This is a genomic window from Inquilinus sp. CA228 (assembly GCF_052078665.1).
Lineage (GTDB): Bacteria > Pseudomonadota > Alphaproteobacteria > DSM-16000 > Inquilinaceae > Inquilinus.
The window spans coordinates 39,351-55,788 of the sequence record NZ_JBQJIK010000055.1 but is presented as its reverse complement, the minus strand read 5'-3'; the positions used below and the strand labels follow the sequence as shown (position 1 = coordinate 55,788).

General features: G+C 70.0%; 13 protein-coding genes and 1 riboswitch. Of the genes, 9 read left to right on the top strand and 4 right to left on the bottom strand.

Annotated features, from left to right (window positions below; all coding sequences use genetic code 11):
- Window positions 1-47 precede the first annotated feature (47 nt).
- A complete protein-coding gene (locus tag ACTOWL_RS25260) occupies window positions 48-695 on the bottom strand; it encodes a hypothetical protein (protein ID WP_441324049.1) in 648 nt (215 codons plus the stop codon).
- Window positions 696-1,622: 927 nt separating this feature from the next.
- Window positions 1,623-1,834, top strand: a riboswitch (cobalamin riboswitch).
- 107 nt (window positions 1,835-1,941) lie between these two features.
- On the opposite strand from ACTOWL_RS25260, the gene metE reads away from it, so the two are divergent.
- Window positions 1,942-4,293: a 5-methyltetrahydropteroyltriglutamate--homocysteine S-methyltransferase gene (gene metE / locus ACTOWL_RS25255; RefSeq protein WP_441324048.1), complete on the top strand. Its 2,352-nt coding sequence runs from the start codon at window positions 1,942-1,944 to the stop codon at window positions 4,291-4,293.
- 27 nt (window positions 4,294-4,320) lie between these two features.
- Here metE and ACTOWL_RS25250 read toward each other — a convergent pair whose 3' ends face one another.
- Window positions 4,321-4,944: a CGNR zinc finger domain-containing protein gene (locus ACTOWL_RS25250; protein WP_441324047.1), complete on the bottom strand. Its 624-nt coding sequence runs from the start codon at window positions 4,942-4,944 to the stop codon at window positions 4,321-4,323.
- A 142-nt stretch (window positions 4,945-5,086) separates the two neighbouring features.
- Here ACTOWL_RS25250 and ACTOWL_RS25245 point away from each other — a divergent pair, with 142 nt between their 5' ends.
- The 5 genes from ACTOWL_RS25245 (at window position 5,087) to ACTOWL_RS25225 (ending at window position 9,033) form a co-directional block, all read left to right on the top strand.
- On the top strand, window positions 5,087-5,761 hold the full coding sequence (locus ACTOWL_RS25245) for an alpha/beta fold hydrolase (protein ID WP_441324046.1): 675 nt from the start codon (window positions 5,087-5,089) through the stop codon (window positions 5,759-5,761).
- A gap of 84 nt (window positions 5,762-5,845) precedes the next feature.
- Window positions 5,846-6,697 (top strand): alpha/beta fold hydrolase, encoded by an 852-nt coding sequence (locus tag ACTOWL_RS25240; protein WP_441324045.1) that lies wholly within the window; start codon window positions 5,846-5,848, stop codon window positions 6,695-6,697.
- A 23-nt stretch (window positions 6,698-6,720) separates the two neighbouring features.
- The gene (locus ACTOWL_RS25235; protein WP_441324044.1) at window positions 6,721-7,485 is read left to right on the top strand and encodes an SDR family oxidoreductase; all 765 of its coding nucleotides are present in this window, start codon (window positions 6,721-6,723) and stop codon (window positions 7,483-7,485) included.
- Between the two features lie 29 nt (window positions 7,486-7,514).
- Complete coding sequence (locus ACTOWL_RS25230; protein ID WP_441324043.1) at window positions 7,515-8,324, top strand: haloacid dehalogenase type II; 810 nt, start codon at window positions 7,515-7,517, stop codon at window positions 8,322-8,324.
- 16 nt (window positions 8,325-8,340) lie between these two features.
- Window positions 8,341-9,033 carry a haloacid dehalogenase type II gene (locus ACTOWL_RS25225; RefSeq protein ID WP_441324042.1) on the top strand — a complete coding sequence of 231 codons (693 nt, stop codon included), beginning with the start codon at window positions 8,341-8,343 and terminating at the stop codon, window positions 9,031-9,033.
- A 37-nt stretch (window positions 9,034-9,070) separates the two neighbouring features.
- Here ACTOWL_RS25225 and ACTOWL_RS25220 read toward each other — a convergent pair whose 3' ends face one another.
- Both ACTOWL_RS25220 and ACTOWL_RS25215 read right to left on the bottom strand, forming a co-directional pair.
- A complete protein-coding gene (locus ACTOWL_RS25220) occupies window positions 9,071-10,267 on the bottom strand; it encodes an ROK family protein (RefSeq protein WP_441324041.1) in 1,197 nt (398 codons plus the stop codon).
- 159 nt (window positions 10,268-10,426) lie between these two features.
- Window positions 10,427-12,886, bottom strand: a complete 2,460-nt coding sequence (locus ACTOWL_RS25215) for a glucan 1,4-alpha-glucosidase (protein WP_441324040.1) — start codon at window positions 12,884-12,886, stop codon at window positions 10,427-10,429.
- Here ACTOWL_RS25215 and gnd point away from each other — a divergent pair.
- The 3 genes from gnd to ACTOWL_RS25200 are packed head-to-tail and all read left to right on the top strand — an operon-like array spanning window position 12,869 to window position 16,395.
- Window positions 12,869-14,014 carry a phosphogluconate dehydrogenase (NAD(+)-dependent, decarboxylating) gene (gene gnd / locus ACTOWL_RS25210; protein ID WP_441324051.1) on the top strand — a complete coding sequence of 382 codons (1,146 nt, stop codon included), beginning with the start codon at window positions 12,869-12,871 and terminating at the stop codon, window positions 14,012-14,014. The two genes, ACTOWL_RS25215 and gnd, sit on opposite strands and share 18 nt — an antisense overlap.
- A gap of 3 nt (window positions 14,015-14,017) precedes the next feature.
- On the top strand, window positions 14,018-15,553 hold the full coding sequence (gene zwf / locus ACTOWL_RS25205; protein WP_441324039.1) for a glucose-6-phosphate dehydrogenase: 1,536 nt from the start codon (window positions 14,018-14,020) through the stop codon (window positions 15,551-15,553).
- Window positions 15,535-16,395 carry an HAD family hydrolase gene (locus ACTOWL_RS25200; RefSeq protein WP_441324038.1) on the top strand — a complete coding sequence of 287 codons (861 nt, stop codon included), beginning with the start codon at window positions 15,535-15,537 and terminating at the stop codon, window positions 16,393-16,395. Before zwf ends, ACTOWL_RS25200 begins: the two co-directional genes overlap by 19 nt.
- The last annotated feature ends 43 nt before the right edge of the window (window positions 16,396-16,438 follow it).

The window sequence follows — 16,438 nt, the reverse complement described above, 5'->3', positions numbered from 1 at the left end:
GGGTTCGCGAGGCGAACCCAACCTACGCGGTCGAGCCACGCTGGCCTTCAGCTGCTGTCCGGATTCGGCGGCTCCGACCGGGGCCGGCCGGTGTCGGACTCGTCCGGCTTGACGAACCAGTCGTCCGTGGGCTCGCGATCGGCGGGCTTCGCCGGGGCCTTCGCCTCGAAGATGTCGTCCCAGCTCTGGGGCAGCCGGATCGGGTCCGGCGGGTAGCCGATCTTGCGGCAGACCTCCTGCACGAATTCCGCCGCCGACAGCGTGTCCAGCTGCGCGTCCAGGATCTCGTCCTCGACCAGCTTCTCCCACGCCATCGACCGCATGCACTCGGCGTCCAGGCCCTCCTCGGGCTTCGCCGCCGCCTCGGCCACCATCCCGGCCGCGCGCTCCCGCCGCTGCCGGCGGCGCTGCTCCTCGCCCGAGGCCTTCCGCTCGTCCCGCCGCGTCATGAAGCCGGTGCGGATCCGCTCGGTCAGGGCGATCGACAGCCGCACCGAGCGCGTGAGGCGCGCCTGGATCAGGCCGAAATCGGGCGGCGCCTTCGGGTCCAGATGGGCCCTCTCCTGCTGCCGCTCGGTCAGCCGCTTGCAGCGCATGTCGATCTCGACCGCCTGGCGCAGCGTGTGCAGCGCCCAGCCCGTCCAGTTCATGTCGGGATCGGTCGGCCGGATCGGTTCGGATTGCGCCTCATCCATAGAACATATCATGAACCATAGTCACGGATGAGCGCAATGAACATTGTGTTCACTGCCGGAGCGCCAGGAAATCCGACGCTTTCGAAGGGTGCCCAGACCGGCTCACCGAGCGCTGCGTGCCATCGGCAGAGCGGGGCCGCCGCATCTGGATCGTCAGGTCCTTGCGCTGGGGACTTTCCAACGCGCCTGCACAGGTCCGCGAAGGGCGGAAAGCGGACTAAAGGAGGGGAGCGGCGCCACCACAACTCTCGGCCGCAAGCGTGAATAGGGGTCATGCGGCGCTGTCTCCCAAGTAGACGAAGGCGGATTCCCCCTTTGCCGCCATTCGATAACATGGCAGAATAAAAGCATCTCGTGACTCGATTAGGCGCGTTTGGCGGAGCCTAGGCTAAGCAGGCCAAATATTCCCCCCGAGATATCATGGCGGAACTTGTGATGGACAGCAAAAATTCTGCTGACGATCAGGGAAAGAGGAAATGGAGGTGGTATTACATAATACCAATATTTATGTTCATTATTCCGATTTGCGTAACAGGCTTCGTAAATAGACACGAGGGTGACTTCGAAGCACAGAATTTGGCATTCTTGTTTGGGAAATTCGCTATAATTCTCGTATTATTGATTTTTGTTTTTATGTTTTTTTGGGACAAGTACCGAAAATCGTAAACGGTTAGTCGAGCTTTAGTCTGTCTGATGACTCCGCAAGAGGAAGCCGAAGCCGGCGATGTGCGGAGTTCAGTTGTGTTTGTGGGTAAGGCTCAACGTGGCATATGCCACCCCTCTTGGAGGCCAGTTGGACCAGCGATCGTCCGCTCAGGATCGAATGCGGACCGCCTATCGTGCACCGACGGTCCAGCTGCAGGCCAATTCGAGCATAGAAACATAAAGATGTTTTTATGTATCTCTTGACGCCCCGCCCCCGTATCGCCAGAGTCGGCCGGTCGTGGTTCTCCGGGCCCCTTGGGCGCCGGAGCTAAGAGGGAATCCGGTGGGCCGCGAGGCGATGCCGGAGCTGCCCCCGCAACTGTGAGCGGCGAGCCGAGGTCCATTCCGAGTCACTGGAGCCGCAAGGCCCCGGGAAGGCCGGACCGAGGCGACGACCCGCAAGCCAGGAGACCTGCCGCGACACCATAACGTCCCTGGGCGGGGTGTCCCGGTGGTGCGCTCGCGATTCCGCCGGCGCCCGTCGTCCGTGGATCGCGCACGCGTCGCTCGGCCTTTGCCTCCAGATCTGGAGTCCAAGCCGATGTCTGTTTCTTCCGTTCCTATCAGCCCCCTGGCTGTCGCCACGCTCGGCACGCCGCGGATCGGTCCGCGCCGCGAGCTGAAGTCGGCCCTCGAGAGCTTCTGGTCGGGCAAGTCCGACGAGACGGCGTTGCAGGAGACGGCGGCCGCGCTGCGCGCCGCCAACTGGGCGCGCCAGCACGCGCTCGGCGTCACCGTGATCCCGTCGAACGACTTCTCGTTCTACGACCAGGTGCTGGACATCAGCGTCATGGTCGGGGCCATTCCCGCCGCCTATGGCTGGGCCGGCGGCCCGGTGCCGCTGGCCACCTATTTCGCCATGGCGCGCGGGTCTCAGGCCGATGTCGGCGACGCCGCCTGCGGCCATGGCCACGACCATGGCCATGGCGTGCCGGCCCAGGAGATGACCAAGTGGTTCGATACCAACTACCACTACATGGTGCCTGAATTCGCCGAGGGGCAGCGCTTCGCCCTGTCCTCGCTGAAGCCGGTCGAGGAGTACCGCGAGGCCAAGGCGCTGGGCTACCGGACGCGCCCCGTGCTGCTCGGGCCGGTGACCTTCCTCAAGCTCGGCAAGAGCCACGGCTCCATGCCGGACCCGCTGGCGCTGCTGGACGGGCTGCTGCCGGTCTATGCCGAGGTGCTGCAGCGCCTGGCCGCCGAGGGGGCCGACTGGGTGCAGATCGACGAGCCTTGCCTGGTGCTGGACCTCGACGACGCCGACCGTGCCGCGCTGCGCCGGGCCTATGCCGCGCTGGCACAGGCGGCGCCGCAGCTGAAGATCATGGTTGCGGCCTATTTCGGCGGCCTCGGCGAGAACCTGGCGACGGCCGTGTCCCTGCCGGTGGCCGGGCTGCATCTCGACCTGGTGCGGGCGCCGAGCCAGCTTCCCGCCGCACTCGACAAGGCACCGCGCGAGCTGGTGCTGTCGCTCGGCGTGATCGACGGCCGCAACATCTGGCGTGCCGACCTGCCGGCGCTGCTGGGCTGGCTGGAGCCGATCGTCGCCGCCCGCGGCGCCGACCGGGTGCAGATCGCCCCGTCCTGCTCGCTGCTGCACGTGCCGATCGATCTGGAGCTGGAGAACGAGCTCGACGCCGACGTCAGGAGCTGGCTGGCCTTCGCCGTGCAGAAGATGGGCGAGCTGTCGGCGCTCGGCCGGGCCCTGGCGCAGGGCCGCGATGCGGTGGCCGAGGTGCTGGACGCCTCTGCCAAGGCGGCGGCCGCGCGCAAGACGTCGCCGAAGGTGCATGATTCCGCGGTGGCCGCCCGGATGGCGGCGGTGACGGCTGAGATGGCCCGGCGCGGCAACGTCTTCACGGCCCGGGCCGAGACCCAGCACCGGCGCTTCGGCCTGCCGCTGTTCCCGACCACCACGATCGGCTCCTTCCCGCAGACCGCCGAGGTCCGCCGCGCCCGCTCGGCCCATGCCAAGGGCGCGTTGACCGACGGCCAGTACGAGACCTTCCTGAAGGAGGAGACGGCGCGCACCATCCGCTGGCAGGAGGAGATCGGCCTCGACGTGCTGGTGCATGGCGAGTTCGAGCGCAACGACATGGTGCAGTATTTCGGCGAGCAGCTGGCCGGCTTCGCCTTCACCAGGCATGGCTGGGTGCAGTCCTACGGCTCGCGCTGCGTCCGGCCGCCGGTGCTGTATGGCGACGTGTCGCGTCCGCGCTCGATGACCGTCGGGTGGTGGAGCTATACCCAGTCGGTGACGGAGAAGCCGGTCAAGGGCATGCTGACCGGGCCGGTCACCATCCTGAACTGGTCCTTCGTGCGCGACGACCTGCCCCGCAGCGAGGCGTGCCGGCAGATCGCCCTGGCGATCCGGGACGAGGTGCTGGACCTGGAGGAGGCCGGCGCCGCGATGATCCAGATCGACGAGGCGGCGCTGCGCGAGGGCCTGCCGCTGCGCCGGTCCGACTGGAAGGCCTATCTGGACTGGGCGGTGGAGAGCTTCCGCCTGTGCGCCTCCGGCGTCCGGGACGAGACCCAGATCCACACCCATATGTGCTATTCGGAGTTCAACCAGATCATCGACGCCATCGCCGCGATGGATGCCGACGTGATCTCGATCGAGACCTCCCGCTCGACGATGGAGCTGCTCGACGCGTTCACGACCTACCGGTACCCGAACGAGATCGGGCCGGGCGTCTACGACATCCATTCGCCGCGGGTGCCGGAGGTGGAGGAAATCACGGCGCTGCTGCGGCTCGCCCGGCAGCGCCTGTCCGACCGGCAGATCTGGATCAACCCCGATTGCGGCCTGAAGACCCGCGGCTGGGCCGAGGTGCGGCCGGCCCTGGTCAACATGGTCGCGGCCGCGCGGCAGCTGCGCGAAGCTGCCTGATCGCGGGTGGGAGGGGCGGCGGAAGCGTCACCCCTCCCCCCTTTTCTCCTTCAGACGGTGGCGGTGGGCGGCCTGCTTCGCGCGGTTGCCGCACAGCGCCATGCTGCACCAGCGCCGGGCATGGCCGCGCGTGTGGTCGACGAACATCAGCGTGCAGACCGGCCCCTCGCACGCCTTGACGTGGGTGAAGTCCTCCTCGCAGACGAGCCTTGCCATCGCCTCGGCGATCGGCAGCAGCAGGCTGTCCGGCGAGCGCCAGCGCCGGAACGGGCCGAGCGCCAGCCCGCCGCCGCCCACGACGATCTGAGAGTAGCCCTCGTCCCGCTCCAGCAGCCGGTTCAGGGGCTGCAGGTCCTGCAGCGCATCCGCGGTCAGCGGGCGGCCTTTCCGGCTCTGGACGAAGCCCCGGAACCAGTCCCGCAGGCCGCGCGCCTGCGCCGCCACGCTGTCGAGCTCGCCCGGCATCGCCCGCTCCCGCATCTCCGCCAGGACGGTCTCCGGGACCATCCCGGCCTGCGCCAGCCAGGACAGCAGACCGTCACCGTCCGGCAGCCAGTCGACCGGGGTGTCGACCGGCGTCGCGATCGAGTTGAGGAAGTCCAGGCCGAGCGCGTCGGCGAGGAACATCGCGGGGGGCAGCTGGTGGCTCACTTCGGTCGGCCTCGAATGGGATCACCTTACCGATAAGTAACCTCTCAAATCCGCATTGACAAGTTATGACCATTTGACTCATAACCTCTTTAAATCAATTAAAGAGGTTATGATCATGGCCGGAGGGAGTTCCGAGGGACCGGTGACCATCGTCGCGGTCCATGGCGCCTGGGCGGACGGGTCGTCCTGGGGGCCGGTGATCCCGCCGCTGCAGCGGCGGGGCCTGGCCGTGCGGGCCGCGCCGCTGCCCCTGACCTCGCTGGCGGACGACGTCGCCGCCCTCGACCGCGTGCTGGAGCGGATCGACGGCCCGGTCGTGCTGGCCGGCCATGCCTATGCCGGCGCGGTCATCGCCTCCGCCCGCTCCGAGCAGGTCCGGTCCCTGGTGTTCGTCGCCGCGCTGGCCCCGGATGAGGGCGAGACCGTGCTGGACGTGTTCCTGCGCGCGGCCCCGCACCCTAAGGCGCCGCTTCTGGCCCCCGACCGGCACGGCGCCATCTGGCTGCCGGACGCGGCTTTCCCGGCCGCCTTCGCCCAGCACGCGCCGGCGGAATCCGCTGCGGTGCTGGCCGCGGTCCAGCGGCCGATCCACCTGCCCTGCATCACCACCCCGGTCGGCCGGCCGATGTGGCGGGACCGGCCCAGCTGGTTCCTGCTGGCCGAGGAGGACCGGATGATCGCGGCCGAGACCCAGCGCTTCATGGCAACGCGGATGGCGGCGACCTTGTGCACCGCCCCGGTCGACCACACGCCGATGGTGTCGGCGCCGGAGGTGGTGGTCGGCGTCCTCCTCGAGGCCGTCCGCGCCCTCTCCTGATCCTGCATTCGTAACTGATCATCAAATTTTTACCCGGTTATGAAGCGCCGGGTCGCCCAGCCCATTCGCCCACGGAGAACCGTCATGACTCAGATCCGCTACCGCCAGGCCGATGTCGACGGCTTCAAGATCTTCTACCGCGAGGCCGGCTCGCCCCGCGCCCCGAAGCTGCTGCTGCACGGCTTCCCGAGCTCCGGCCACATGTTCCGGGACCTGATCCCGCTGCTGGCCGACCGCTTCCATGTCGTGGCCCCGGACCTGCCGGGCTTCGGCCAGTCCGACATGCCGGACCGCGCCGCCTTCCGGTACAGCTTCGACGGCATCGCCCAGGTGATCGACCGGTTCACCGAGGTCATCGGCCTCAACCGCTATGCCGTGTATGTCTTCGACTACGGCGCCCCGACCGGCTTCCGGCTGGCGCTGCGGCACCCGGAGCGGATCGCCGCCATCATCTCGCAGAACGGCAACGCCTATGTCGAAGGGCTGAGCGACGGCTGGAACCCGATCCAGGCCTATTGGCAGGACCCGTCCGCGGCCAACCGCGAGGCCCTGCGCGCCATCCTGACGCCCGAGACCACGCGCTGGCAGTATGTGCACGGCGTGGCCGACGAGAGCTTGGTCTCGCCCGACGGATACACGCTGGACAGCCACTACATGGCCCGGCCGGGCGCCGACGACGTCCAGCTCGACCTGTTCCTCGACTACGCCAGCAACGTCGCGCTGTACCCGGAGTTCCAGGCGTATTTCCGCACCCACCGGCCGCTCTTCCTGGCGGTCTGGGGCCAGAACGACCCGTTCTTCCTGCCGCCGGGCGCCGAGGCGTTCAGGCGCGACCTGCCGGAGGCCGAGATCCGCTTCTTCGACACCGGCCACTTCGCCCTGGAGACGCATGCCCGCGAGATCGCGGACGCCATCCGCGTCTTCCTGGCCCCGTGACCCAGCACCAGGAAGCAGACACCATGTCCGTCGCCATCGTCACCGGCGCCAGCCAGGGCGTCGGCAGCGCCACCGCCATCCGCCTGGCGCAGGATTTCGACCAGGTCGCGCTGGTCGCCCGCAGCCGCGACAAGCTGGAGGACACGGCGGCGGCGGTGAAGGCCGCCGGCGCCGAGCCCCTGGTACTGGACCTCGATCTTTCCGAGCCCCCGGCGGCACAGGCGGTGGCCGACGCAACGCTGCAGGCCTTCGGCCGGATCGACGCGCTGTTGAACATCGCCGGCGCGGTGCCGCAGATCGACCTGTTCGACATGACCGACGCGCAGTGGGATGCCGGGCTGGCGCTGAAGCTGCACGGCGCCCGCCGGCTGACCGTCGCCGCCTGGCCGGCGCTGAAGGATTCCCGCGGATCGGTGGTGCTGATGTCCGGCAACTCGGCGCTGTTCCCGAAGGCGCCCTATGCCGCGGTGGGCACCATCAACGCCGCCATCGTCGCCCTGGCCAAGGCCTTCTCCGACCGCGGCATCGCCGACGGGGTGCAGGTCAACAGCGTCCTGCCCGGCCCGGTGATGACCGGCCGCCGCCAATCCTACCTGCACCACTGGGCGCCGCTGCACGGCCTGTCGGTGGAGGAGGCCACGGCGGCCTTCCCGAAGGAGGCCGGCATCGCCCGCTACGGCGAGCCTGAGGAGATCGCCGAGCTGATGGCCTTCCTGGTGTCGCCGGGCGCCCGGTGGATGACCGGGTCGGCGCTGCGCATGGATGGCGGCGAGGTCAAGTCGGTCTAGCGGCCGGTTTCTAGCAAGGAGTTCCCTTCGTGAGCGTGTTCACCTCTGTCGGCCGTCGCCCCGTCCTGGCGGGGATCGCGGCCGCGACCCTCGCGTCTGTCCTCAAGCCCGGCGTGGTCCGGGCCCAGGGAACCCCGAGGGCCCAGGCCCTCGACCGCGCGCCGGGCGTGCTGGTCTTCGACGTCGCCGAAAGCCTGCTCGACCTCCAGGCGCTGCGGCCCTTGTTCCAGCGGCTGTTCGGCGACGGTGCCGTGGTGGATGAGTGGTTCGGCCAGACCATCCTGTATTCGGAGACCGCCACCCTGACCGATACCTTCACGCCGTTCGGCCCGCTCGGCGCCGGGGTGCTGCGCATGCTGGGCCGCATCCACGGCGTCCCGGTCACCGACGCCGATGTCGCGGAGCTCGGCCGCGGCCTGGGCGCCCTGCCGCCCCACCCGGACGTCCCCGACAGCCTGCGCGTGCTGAAGGCAGCGGGCTATCGCCTGGTCACGCTGACCGACTCGCCGGCCATCCCCAGCCGCGGCCCGCTGCAGGCGGCGGGGCTGGCGGAGCTGTTCGAGCAGCAGCTCACCGCCGAGACGGTGCGCCGGTACAAGCCAGCCCGCGAGACCTACCAGATGGTCGCCCAGGCGACGGGCGTGGAGCTGTCCGATCTCTGCATGATCGCCGTACACCCCTGGGACCTGATCGGCGCCCGGGCGGCGGGCTGCTCGGCCGCCCTGATCGCGCGGAGCGGCGTCGCGCCCTTCACCGTGCCGGGCCTGCCGCAGCCCCAGATCGTCGCGCCGACCCTGACCGCCATCGCCGCGCAGCTCGTCGCGCTGAAGCACGCCTGAGCCCGGGAGTTCCGCCATGCCGACCGTCCGCAACATCGTGTTCGACTGCAACGAGTCGATCCTGGACCTCACCACCGTCACGCCGGTCTTCCAGCGCCTGTTCGGCGCGCCGGGCGTGATGCGCCTGTGGTTCCAGGAGCTGATCACCTACTCCCAGGCCCTGACCATCGCCGACGTGTATGTCCCCTTCACCGATATCGGCGGCGCGGTGCTGGACAAGATCGCCGCGCCCCGGGGCGTCACGGTCACCGCCGCCGACCGGGCCGAGCTGACCGACCGGTTCGCCACCATGCCGCCCTACCCCGACGTGCCGGGGGCGCTGCGGCGGCTGAAGGCTGCGGGCTTCCGCCTGTTCACGCTGACCGACAACACCGCCGCCATCTCCGGCCGCCAGCTGACCCATGGCGGGCTGATCGACCTGGTCGACCGCCGCTTCAGCGTCGACGACACGGCCAAGCGCCACAAGCCGGCGCCGGAGGCCTATGCCGAGGTCACCAAGGCGCTGAGCGCGCAGCCTGCCGAGATGTGCCTGATGGCCTGTCATACCTGGGACACCATCGGCGCCCAGGCGGCCGGCTGGGAGGCCGGGCTGATCAAGCGCGCCGGCAACGATGTCCTGGAGACGGCGGCCCAGCCTGACTACGTCGGGCTCGACCTCAACGCGGTCGCCGACCAGATCATCGCGCGCCATGCTCCCGGGCGCGGCTGAGGCCGCCGGGTCTCGGTGACGCCGGCGGGCCCGGGCCTCAGGCCTTGGCGGAGGGCTTCTTGGCAGGAGCCGTCTTGGCTGGAGCCTTGGCGCTCTTCGCAGGAGCGCTCTTGACGGCAGCCTTGGCCGGAGCCTTCTTCGCGGGAGCGCTCTTGGCGGCGGCCTTCGCCGGAGCGGCCTTCGCAGGCGCGCTCTTGGCAGCAGCCTTCGCCGGAGCCTTCTTCGCGGGAGCGCTCTTGGCAGCGGCCTTCGCCGGAGCCTTCTTCGCGGGAGCGCTCTTGGCGGCGGCCTTCGCCGGAGCGGCCTTCGCGGGCGCGCTCTTGGCGGCAGCCTTCACCGGAGCGCTCTTCACCGGAGCGATCTTCGCTGCGGCCTTGGCCGGAGCGCTCCTCGCAGAAGCGCTCTTGGTGGCGGCCTTGATGGTCGGGGTCTTCATTGAGGCATTCTCCGCTGCAGCCTTGATGGGAGCACTCTTCACAGGGGCACTCGCGACCTTCGCCGCGGCGCTTCTCGCGACCGGGGCCCTGGCCGCCGGCGCGCGCCACAGCCCGGCGCCGCCTTCAATCCCGGCGTCGTTCGAGGCGATGGCCACGCCCTTCGGCAGCTCGAAATCGATGTGCTTGGCGTTGCCGCCGCTGATCTGCACCCGGTCCGGATGCAGCAGGATCTCCAGCACCTCCAGCATCCGCTTCACGCGCTTGTTCCAGCGCTTCTTGCCGATCTTCTCGTAGGCGACGTTGCCGAGATATTCGTCATAGGTCTTGCCGCCCTTGGCCAGCGGGTGGTGCGCCAGCTCCAGATGCGGCGCCAGCGCGCCGTCGCGGAACAGCGCGGTGCCGATGCCGGTGCCGAGGGTGACCACCAGCTCCAGCCCGCTTCCCTCGACCAGGGCCAGCCCCTGCATCTCGGCGTCGTTGATGATCCGCACCGGGGCGCCGCCCAGCCGCTTCGACAGGGCGGAGGCCAGGGCGAAGCCGACCCAGTCCTCGGTGCCGAGATTGAAGGCGGTGATCACCCGCCCGTCGCGGACCACGCCGGGAAAGCCGACGGAGATGCGGTCGAATTCCGGCAGCGGCTTCACCAGCGCCGCGACGGTGTCGAGGAACAGCTTCGGCGGGCAGGGATGCGGCGTCGGCACACGCTGCCGGTCCGACAGCATCTGTCCGCGATCGTCGATCACGGCGGCCTTGAGCCCCGTGCCCCCCACATCGATCGCCAGGATGCCAGGCTTCACGCGTTCCTCCTCCGTCGGTCCTGAAACCGTATGAGCGACGACAGCGTTCCTTCGCGTTCCCGCCGCCGCGAGCGGGAGAGGTCAAGTAAGAAGTCCGTGTAACCTTCATTCGATTGTCACAATACTTTTTCGCAGCATGAGGGCTTATTTCACGAAGCGTCAACCTTTACTGCTCGCGCCGGCGGCCGCGTGGCCGGCCGCGACGCCGGTCTCGCCATCGACCAGCACCAGAAAATCGGTCCCCTCCCACCGCTCGGCGTCGCGCCATTGGAAGGTAAAGCGGATCCGCGTGCCGGGCGGCGCCGATGCGGTCGGCAGGTCGAGGACATGCAGGCCGAAGGGCGTTTCGGCCGTGGCGTCGTCGCGGATCGTGCCCCAGTCGTCCAGGGTCCAATGGACGGTCGCGGCCGCCGGCAGCTCGAGGCGCAGGGCCTTGCCAGCCGGCAGGGCCCGCCGCTTCTGGTTGAAGCGCCAGCAGCGGACCGGGGAGACCACCTTGTCGAGCTGGTAGCGCTGCACCGGCTGCGGCGGCAGGTCGAACACCCGGCCGTCGCGCAGCGAGCGCAGCAGCTTGATGTGCTCGGAATGCGCCCAGACCAGCGGCATGGCGCTGCCCGAGGGGCGACCGCGGAACAGCTCGCGCTCCGGCACGTCGTCGGCGTCCCACACCTGCTCCGGTAGCAGTCCGCCCTCCCCGGCCGAGCGCTCCAGCGTCGCCAGCAGCGCCTTGGCCGCGTCGACGCGCCCGGCCGCCAGCTCGTAATGCGCCCGCTCGCCGGTCAGCAGCGGCCAGGCCCGGCCGATGCCGGTGCCGTCGAACGGCGCGCCGTCCGCATGCTCGCCATAGCCGTCGTCGTTGTAGCGGTACCAGACCGGACCCTGCGGCAGCTCCGCCTTCAGCACCGCGTCGATCGCCTTGACCGTGTCGACGATGCGCGGATCGTCCGGCGCGCGCAGGCCGAAGCGCACCAGGGCCAGCGCGTCGGGGCTGATCAAGAGGGCGGCCTTGCGCGCGTCGTCGCCCGGCGGCCGGTTCTTCACCGGCACGTAGCCGTCGAGCGGCGAGGCCGCGTCCGCCGCATCGGCCGGGGCGATGCGGACATAGTAGCCCTTCAGTCCGAGCCGGCTGCAGATCGCGGTGCCCTCGGCGAAGGTCCAGCGCTCGACCTCGTCGTTCCACACATCGGCGGTCTCGCGCAGCCAGCGCGCCTCCTCCGCCTGGCCGGAGAGGTCGAGGATGTCGGCCGCAGCCAGCAGCGCAGCGATCTCCACCGCCAGGGTGAAGGGCGAGTAGCCGGCATCCTCCTCCCACCGGTCCTGGCCGGTGACCGGGCCGTTGCGCAGGATGAAGCCGGCGGCGCGCCGCACCATCGGCACGAAGCGGGCCAGCTCGTCCCCGGCCAGGTCGCCCTCCCGCCGCAGCATGTCGGCCAGCAGGATCGGGAAGGCGCATTCATCCATCTGCACCCCGTTCCAATAGGGGGTGCCGTCGAGCCAGACATTCTGCGACCAGTGGCCGTCCGCCTCCTGGATCGCCTGCAAATAGCCGAGGATCGCCTTGGCCTCGGCGACCGCGCCGGCGGCGAGGAAGCCGCCCGCGGTCTCGACCAGGTCGCGTGGCCAGACCAGGTGGTAGCCGCCGAGATCCTCGTCGCCCTTGTGGAAGCCCCAGGGGATCGACAGCGAGGCGATGGCGGCGCCGGGGAACTCGATGGTCTGGTGGCTGGCCAGCACCGCGGTGCTGGTGCGATAGGCGGTGGGTTCGGAGCCGGCGGTGCCGTCGAGCGGCAGCAGCCCGGACTGCCAGCGCCGCCAGCCCTCGACATAGAGGTCGTGCGCATCGGCGAAGCCGGTCTGGAGGCCGGCCAGAGCGTGGTGCGCCGCCTCCTCCGGCCGCTCGCCGAAGCCAAGCGCCAGCAGGAAGCGGCCGCCGGGCGCCTCCGTCAGGTCGATCTCCCCGGCCAAAGCGATATTGCCGGCCTCGGCCCGGCGCCAGGCCGGGTTCAGCTCGCCCCGCTGCGACAGCTGCTGCCAGCCGTCCGAGGCGCCGACATAGCCGACCGAGCGGGCGCGCCAGGGCACCGAGGCCGCCAGCGCCAGCGACACCCCGTCGGTGCCGCGGGCGAACAGCATCGGCGTGCCCTTGTAGTCGTCGACCCAGCCGGTGTTGTCGGCACCGGCATTGACCAGATGCGGCGCCAGGAGCGCGAACAGCCGGTGGTCGGCGGGCTCGCCCTCATGCAGGGTGAACACAACCTCCTGCAGCAGCACCGGGCCGCGCGGATGGGCCAGCACCGTCTTCTCGATCCGCCAGCGGCCGTCCAGCGCGGTGTTGACCATCTGGAAGGCCGGCACGCCGGCCTCGATCATCCGGGTCTCCGACCGCGCGTCGCGCTTCTCCTCGGCGAAGTAGCCATCGGGGCCGGTGACGATCAGGCCGAGGTCGCGGACGCAGGCGGTGTCGATTCGTGGGAAGTAGATCTCGTTCAGGATGCCGTGGCTGAGGGTGAACCATACCCGGCTGGTGCCGGACAGGGCGGTGCCGACCCCCGATTTGGCGCTGGAGGTCCACCGCGCCGGCCCGCCGGGCGCACCCGGTGGCTGATCGACTCGATCCAATGCGACTCTCCTCCCTCGGCGCCCGATCGCCGCATCCCCCGTCATTCAGACTCGAAACCGACGCGGCACGGGCGCACCATCGGCGTCATCAAGCGTTGGTACGCTACCATCAGCGCAGCCGAAGGAAACGAGAGGATCGACGGAATGCAGCTCGGGGTGATCGGACTCGGCCGCATGGGCGGCAACATCGCGCGCCGGCTGATGCGTGCCGGCCATCAATGCGTCGTCTACGACCGCAGCGCCGAGGCGATCAAGGCGCTGGCCGAAGACGGGGCGAAGCCGGCGGCGGATCTGCAGGGGCTGGTGGCCGGGCTGACGGCGCCGCGCGCGGTCTGGGTGATGCTGCCCGCCGGGGCGCCGACCGAGGACACGGTGATGGCGCTGGCCGGCCTGCTGGGCCCCGGCGACATCATCATCGACGGCGGCAACAGCTTCTACAAGGACGACATCCGCCGCGCCGCGACGCTGGAGCCGAAGGACCTGCACTATGTCGACGTCGGCACCTCCGGCGGCGTCTGGGGGCTGGAGCGCGGCTACTGCATGATGATCGGCGGCACCAAGGCCGCGGTCGACCACCTGGATCCAATCTTCTCAGTGCTGGCGCCGGGCGTGGGCACGGTCGAGCGCACGCCGGGCCGCGACGGCCGCGACCCGCGGGCCGAGAACGGCTACATCCATGCCGGGCCGGCCGGCGCCGGGCACTTCGTCAAGATGGTGCACAACGGCATCGAATACGGGCTGATGCAGGCCTATGCCGAGGGCTTCGACATCCTGAAGAACAAGGACTCGTCCGAGCTGCCGGAGGCCGAGCGCTATACGCTGGACCTGGCCGACATCGCCGAGGTGTGGCGCCGCGGCAGCGTCGTCTCCTCCTGGCTGCTCGACCTCAGCGCCATGGCGCTGGCCGAGAACGAGAGCCTGTCGAACTACACCGGCTCGGTCGCCGATTCCGGCGAGGGCCGCTGGACCATCATGGCGGCGCTGGAGGAGGCGGTGCCGGCCGACGTGCTGTCGACCGCGCTGTATGTCCGCTTCCGCTCGCGCCAGGAGCACACCTTCGGCGAGAAGCTGCTGTCGGCCATGCGCAACAAGTTCGGCGGCCATGTCGAGCGGCCGGCGGGCGGCTGAGCCATGGCCGCGATGATCTCGCCTTCCCCGGCGAAGCCGGCCGGCACCCCGGCCGCGCCGCCCTGCACCTTCGTCATCTTCGGCGCCTCGGGCGACCTGACCGGCCGCTTGCTGACCCCCGCCCTCTACCACCTGATGCGCGAGGGGCTGCTGGACCCCGGCTTCGAGATCCTCGGCGTCGACCGGGTCGAGAACGACGACGCCGGGTTCCGCAAGGCCCTGGGCGAGGCCCTGCACACGTTGGGTGCCGATGCCGAGCGCGGCATCGACGAGGCTGCCTGGGAGCGCCTGGCCGCCGGCGTCCGCTACCTGACCGGCGACTTCGCCGACCCCGGCACCTATGCCCGCCTGGCCGAGCACCTGGCGCGGCGGGCCGAGGCCACCGGCCACGCCAACGCCGTGTTCTACCTGGCGGTGGCACCGCGCTTCTTCGCGCCGATCGCGGCATCGCTGGCCACCGCCGCGCTCCTGGTCGAAAACGACGGCGGCTTCCGCCGGCTGGTGGTGGAGAAGCCCTTCGGCACCGACCTGGCCTCGGCCCGCGAGCTCAACGCCAGGCTGCTGGCCGCCGCCGCCGAGAAGCAGATCTACCGGATCGACCATTATCTCGGGAAGGAGACGGTCCAGAACATCATGGCCTTCCGGTTCGGCAACGGCATCTTCGAGCCGATCTGGGACCGCGACCATATCGAGCATGTCCAGATCACCGCGGCCGAGACGGTGGGGGTGGAGCGGCGCGGCCGCTTCTACGACGGCACCGGGGCGCTGCGCGACATGGTGCCGAACCACCTGTTCCAACTCCTGGCCATGACAGCGATGGAGGCCCCGAACTCCTTCGCCGCCGACGCGGTGCGCACCGAGAAGACCAAGGTGATCGAGGCGCTGCGCGACCTGTCGCCGGACGAGGTGCCGCGGGCGGTGGTGCGCGGCCAGTACGGTGCGGGGACGGTGCTGGGCAAGCCCCGCGCCGCCTATCGGCAGGAGCCGGACGTGGCGCCGAACAGCCGCACCGAGACCTATCTCGCGCTGAAGGCGTCGATCGACAACTGGCGCTGGTCCGGCGTGCCCTTCTATCTGCGCACCGGCAAGTCGCTGGCGGTGCGGCGCACCGAGATCGCGATCCAGTTCAAGCGGGCGCCGGCGGTGCTGTTCCGCGACACGGCCGGCACGCCGACGCCCAACCTGCTGGTGATCCGCATCCAGCCGGACGAGGGCATCTCGCTGCGCTTCGCCGCCAAGGTGCCGGGCCGGGAGATGCGGCTGGGCGAGGTCGAGATGGATTTCCGCTACGCCGAGCACTTCAAGGCGGAGCCGCAGACCGGCTACGAGACGCTGATCTATGACTGCCTGATCGGCGACCCGACCCTGTTCCAGCGCGCCGACAACATCGAGGCCGGCTGGGGCGAGGTGCAGCCGATCCAGGAACGCTGGGCGGCGCATCCGGAGGACCCGGCCCTGTACCCGGCCGGCAGCGACGGCCCGGTCGAAGCCGACGAACTGCTGGCGCGGGACGGGTACCGATGGCTGCCGCTGAGCTGACGCCGGGCGGCGCGCCCGCCCCGGCCGGGCGCATCGCCCTGCTGATCTCCGATGTCGACGGCACGCTGGTCGACCCGGACAAGGCGGTGACTCCGGCCACGGTCGCGGCGGTGCGCCGGCTGGGCGAGGCCGGGATCGGCTTCTCGATCGTCTCCAGCCGGCCGCCGCGCGGCCTGTCGGGGCTGATCGGGCAGCTCGGCCTGGCCCTGCCGCTCGGCGGCTTCAACGGCGGCACCATCTTCCGGCCCGACCAGAGCGTGGTGTCGGCGCTGACGGTGCCGGAGCCGGCGGCGCGGACCACGCTGGAGACGCTGCGCCGCTTCGGCGCCGATGTCTGGGTGTTCGCCGACAACCAGTGGCTGACGATGGACCCGGACGGGCCCTATGTGCCGCTGGAACGGCACACGGTGGGGTTCGAGCCGACCATCGTCGGCGATTTCGGGCCGTATCTGGGGCGGGCCGGCAAGATCGTCGGCTCGTCGCGGGATTTCGACCTGCTGGCGCGCTGCGAGGCGGAGCTGCGAGGCCTGCTCGGCGGCAGCGCCATCGCCGCCCGGTCGCAGCGCTACTACCTCGACATCAACCACCCCGAAGCCGACAAGGGCCATGCGGTCGGCCGCATCGCCGCGGCGGCGGGGGTGGACCCCGCGGAAGTGGCGGTGATCGGCGACGCCGCCAACGACGTGCCGATGTTCAAGGCCGCGGGGCTGTCGATCGCCATGGGCAACGCCATCGACGAGGTCAAGGCGCTGGCCCATTTCACCACCGCCGGCAACGATGCCGACGGCTTCGCCCAGGCGGTCGACCGGCTCCTGCTGCCGCGGAGGCCGAAGGCCGAGTAGGTTGGGTTCGCGGTCGCGAACCCAACCTACGGGTTCAGTATGC

Bases quoted from the DNA above. Each gene is read 5' to 3' on its own strand.
- metE (WP_441324048.1), top strand. From the start codon at position 1,942: ATGTCTGTTTCTTCCGTTCCTATCAGCCCCCTGGCTGTCGCCACGCTC.
- ACTOWL_RS25200 (WP_441324038.1), top strand. From the start codon at position 15,535: ATGGCTGCCGCTGAGCTGACGCCGGGCGGCGCGCCCGCCCCGGCCGGG.
- ACTOWL_RS25240 (WP_441324045.1), top strand. From the start codon at position 5,846: ATGACTCAGATCCGCTACCGCCAGGCCGATGTCGACGGCTTCAAGATC.
- ACTOWL_RS25260 (WP_441324049.1), bottom strand. From the start codon at position 695: ATGGATGAGGCGCAATCCGAACCGATCCGGCCGACCGATCCCGACATG.
- zwf (WP_441324039.1), top strand. From the start codon at position 14,018: ATGGCCGCGATGATCTCGCCTTCCCCGGCGAAGCCGGCCGGCACCCCG.
- ACTOWL_RS25225 (WP_441324042.1), top strand. From the start codon at position 8,341: ATGCCGACCGTCCGCAACATCGTGTTCGACTGCAACGAGTCGATCCTG.
- ACTOWL_RS25235 (WP_441324044.1), top strand. From the start codon at position 6,721: ATGTCCGTCGCCATCGTCACCGGCGCCAGCCAGGGCGTCGGCAGCGCC.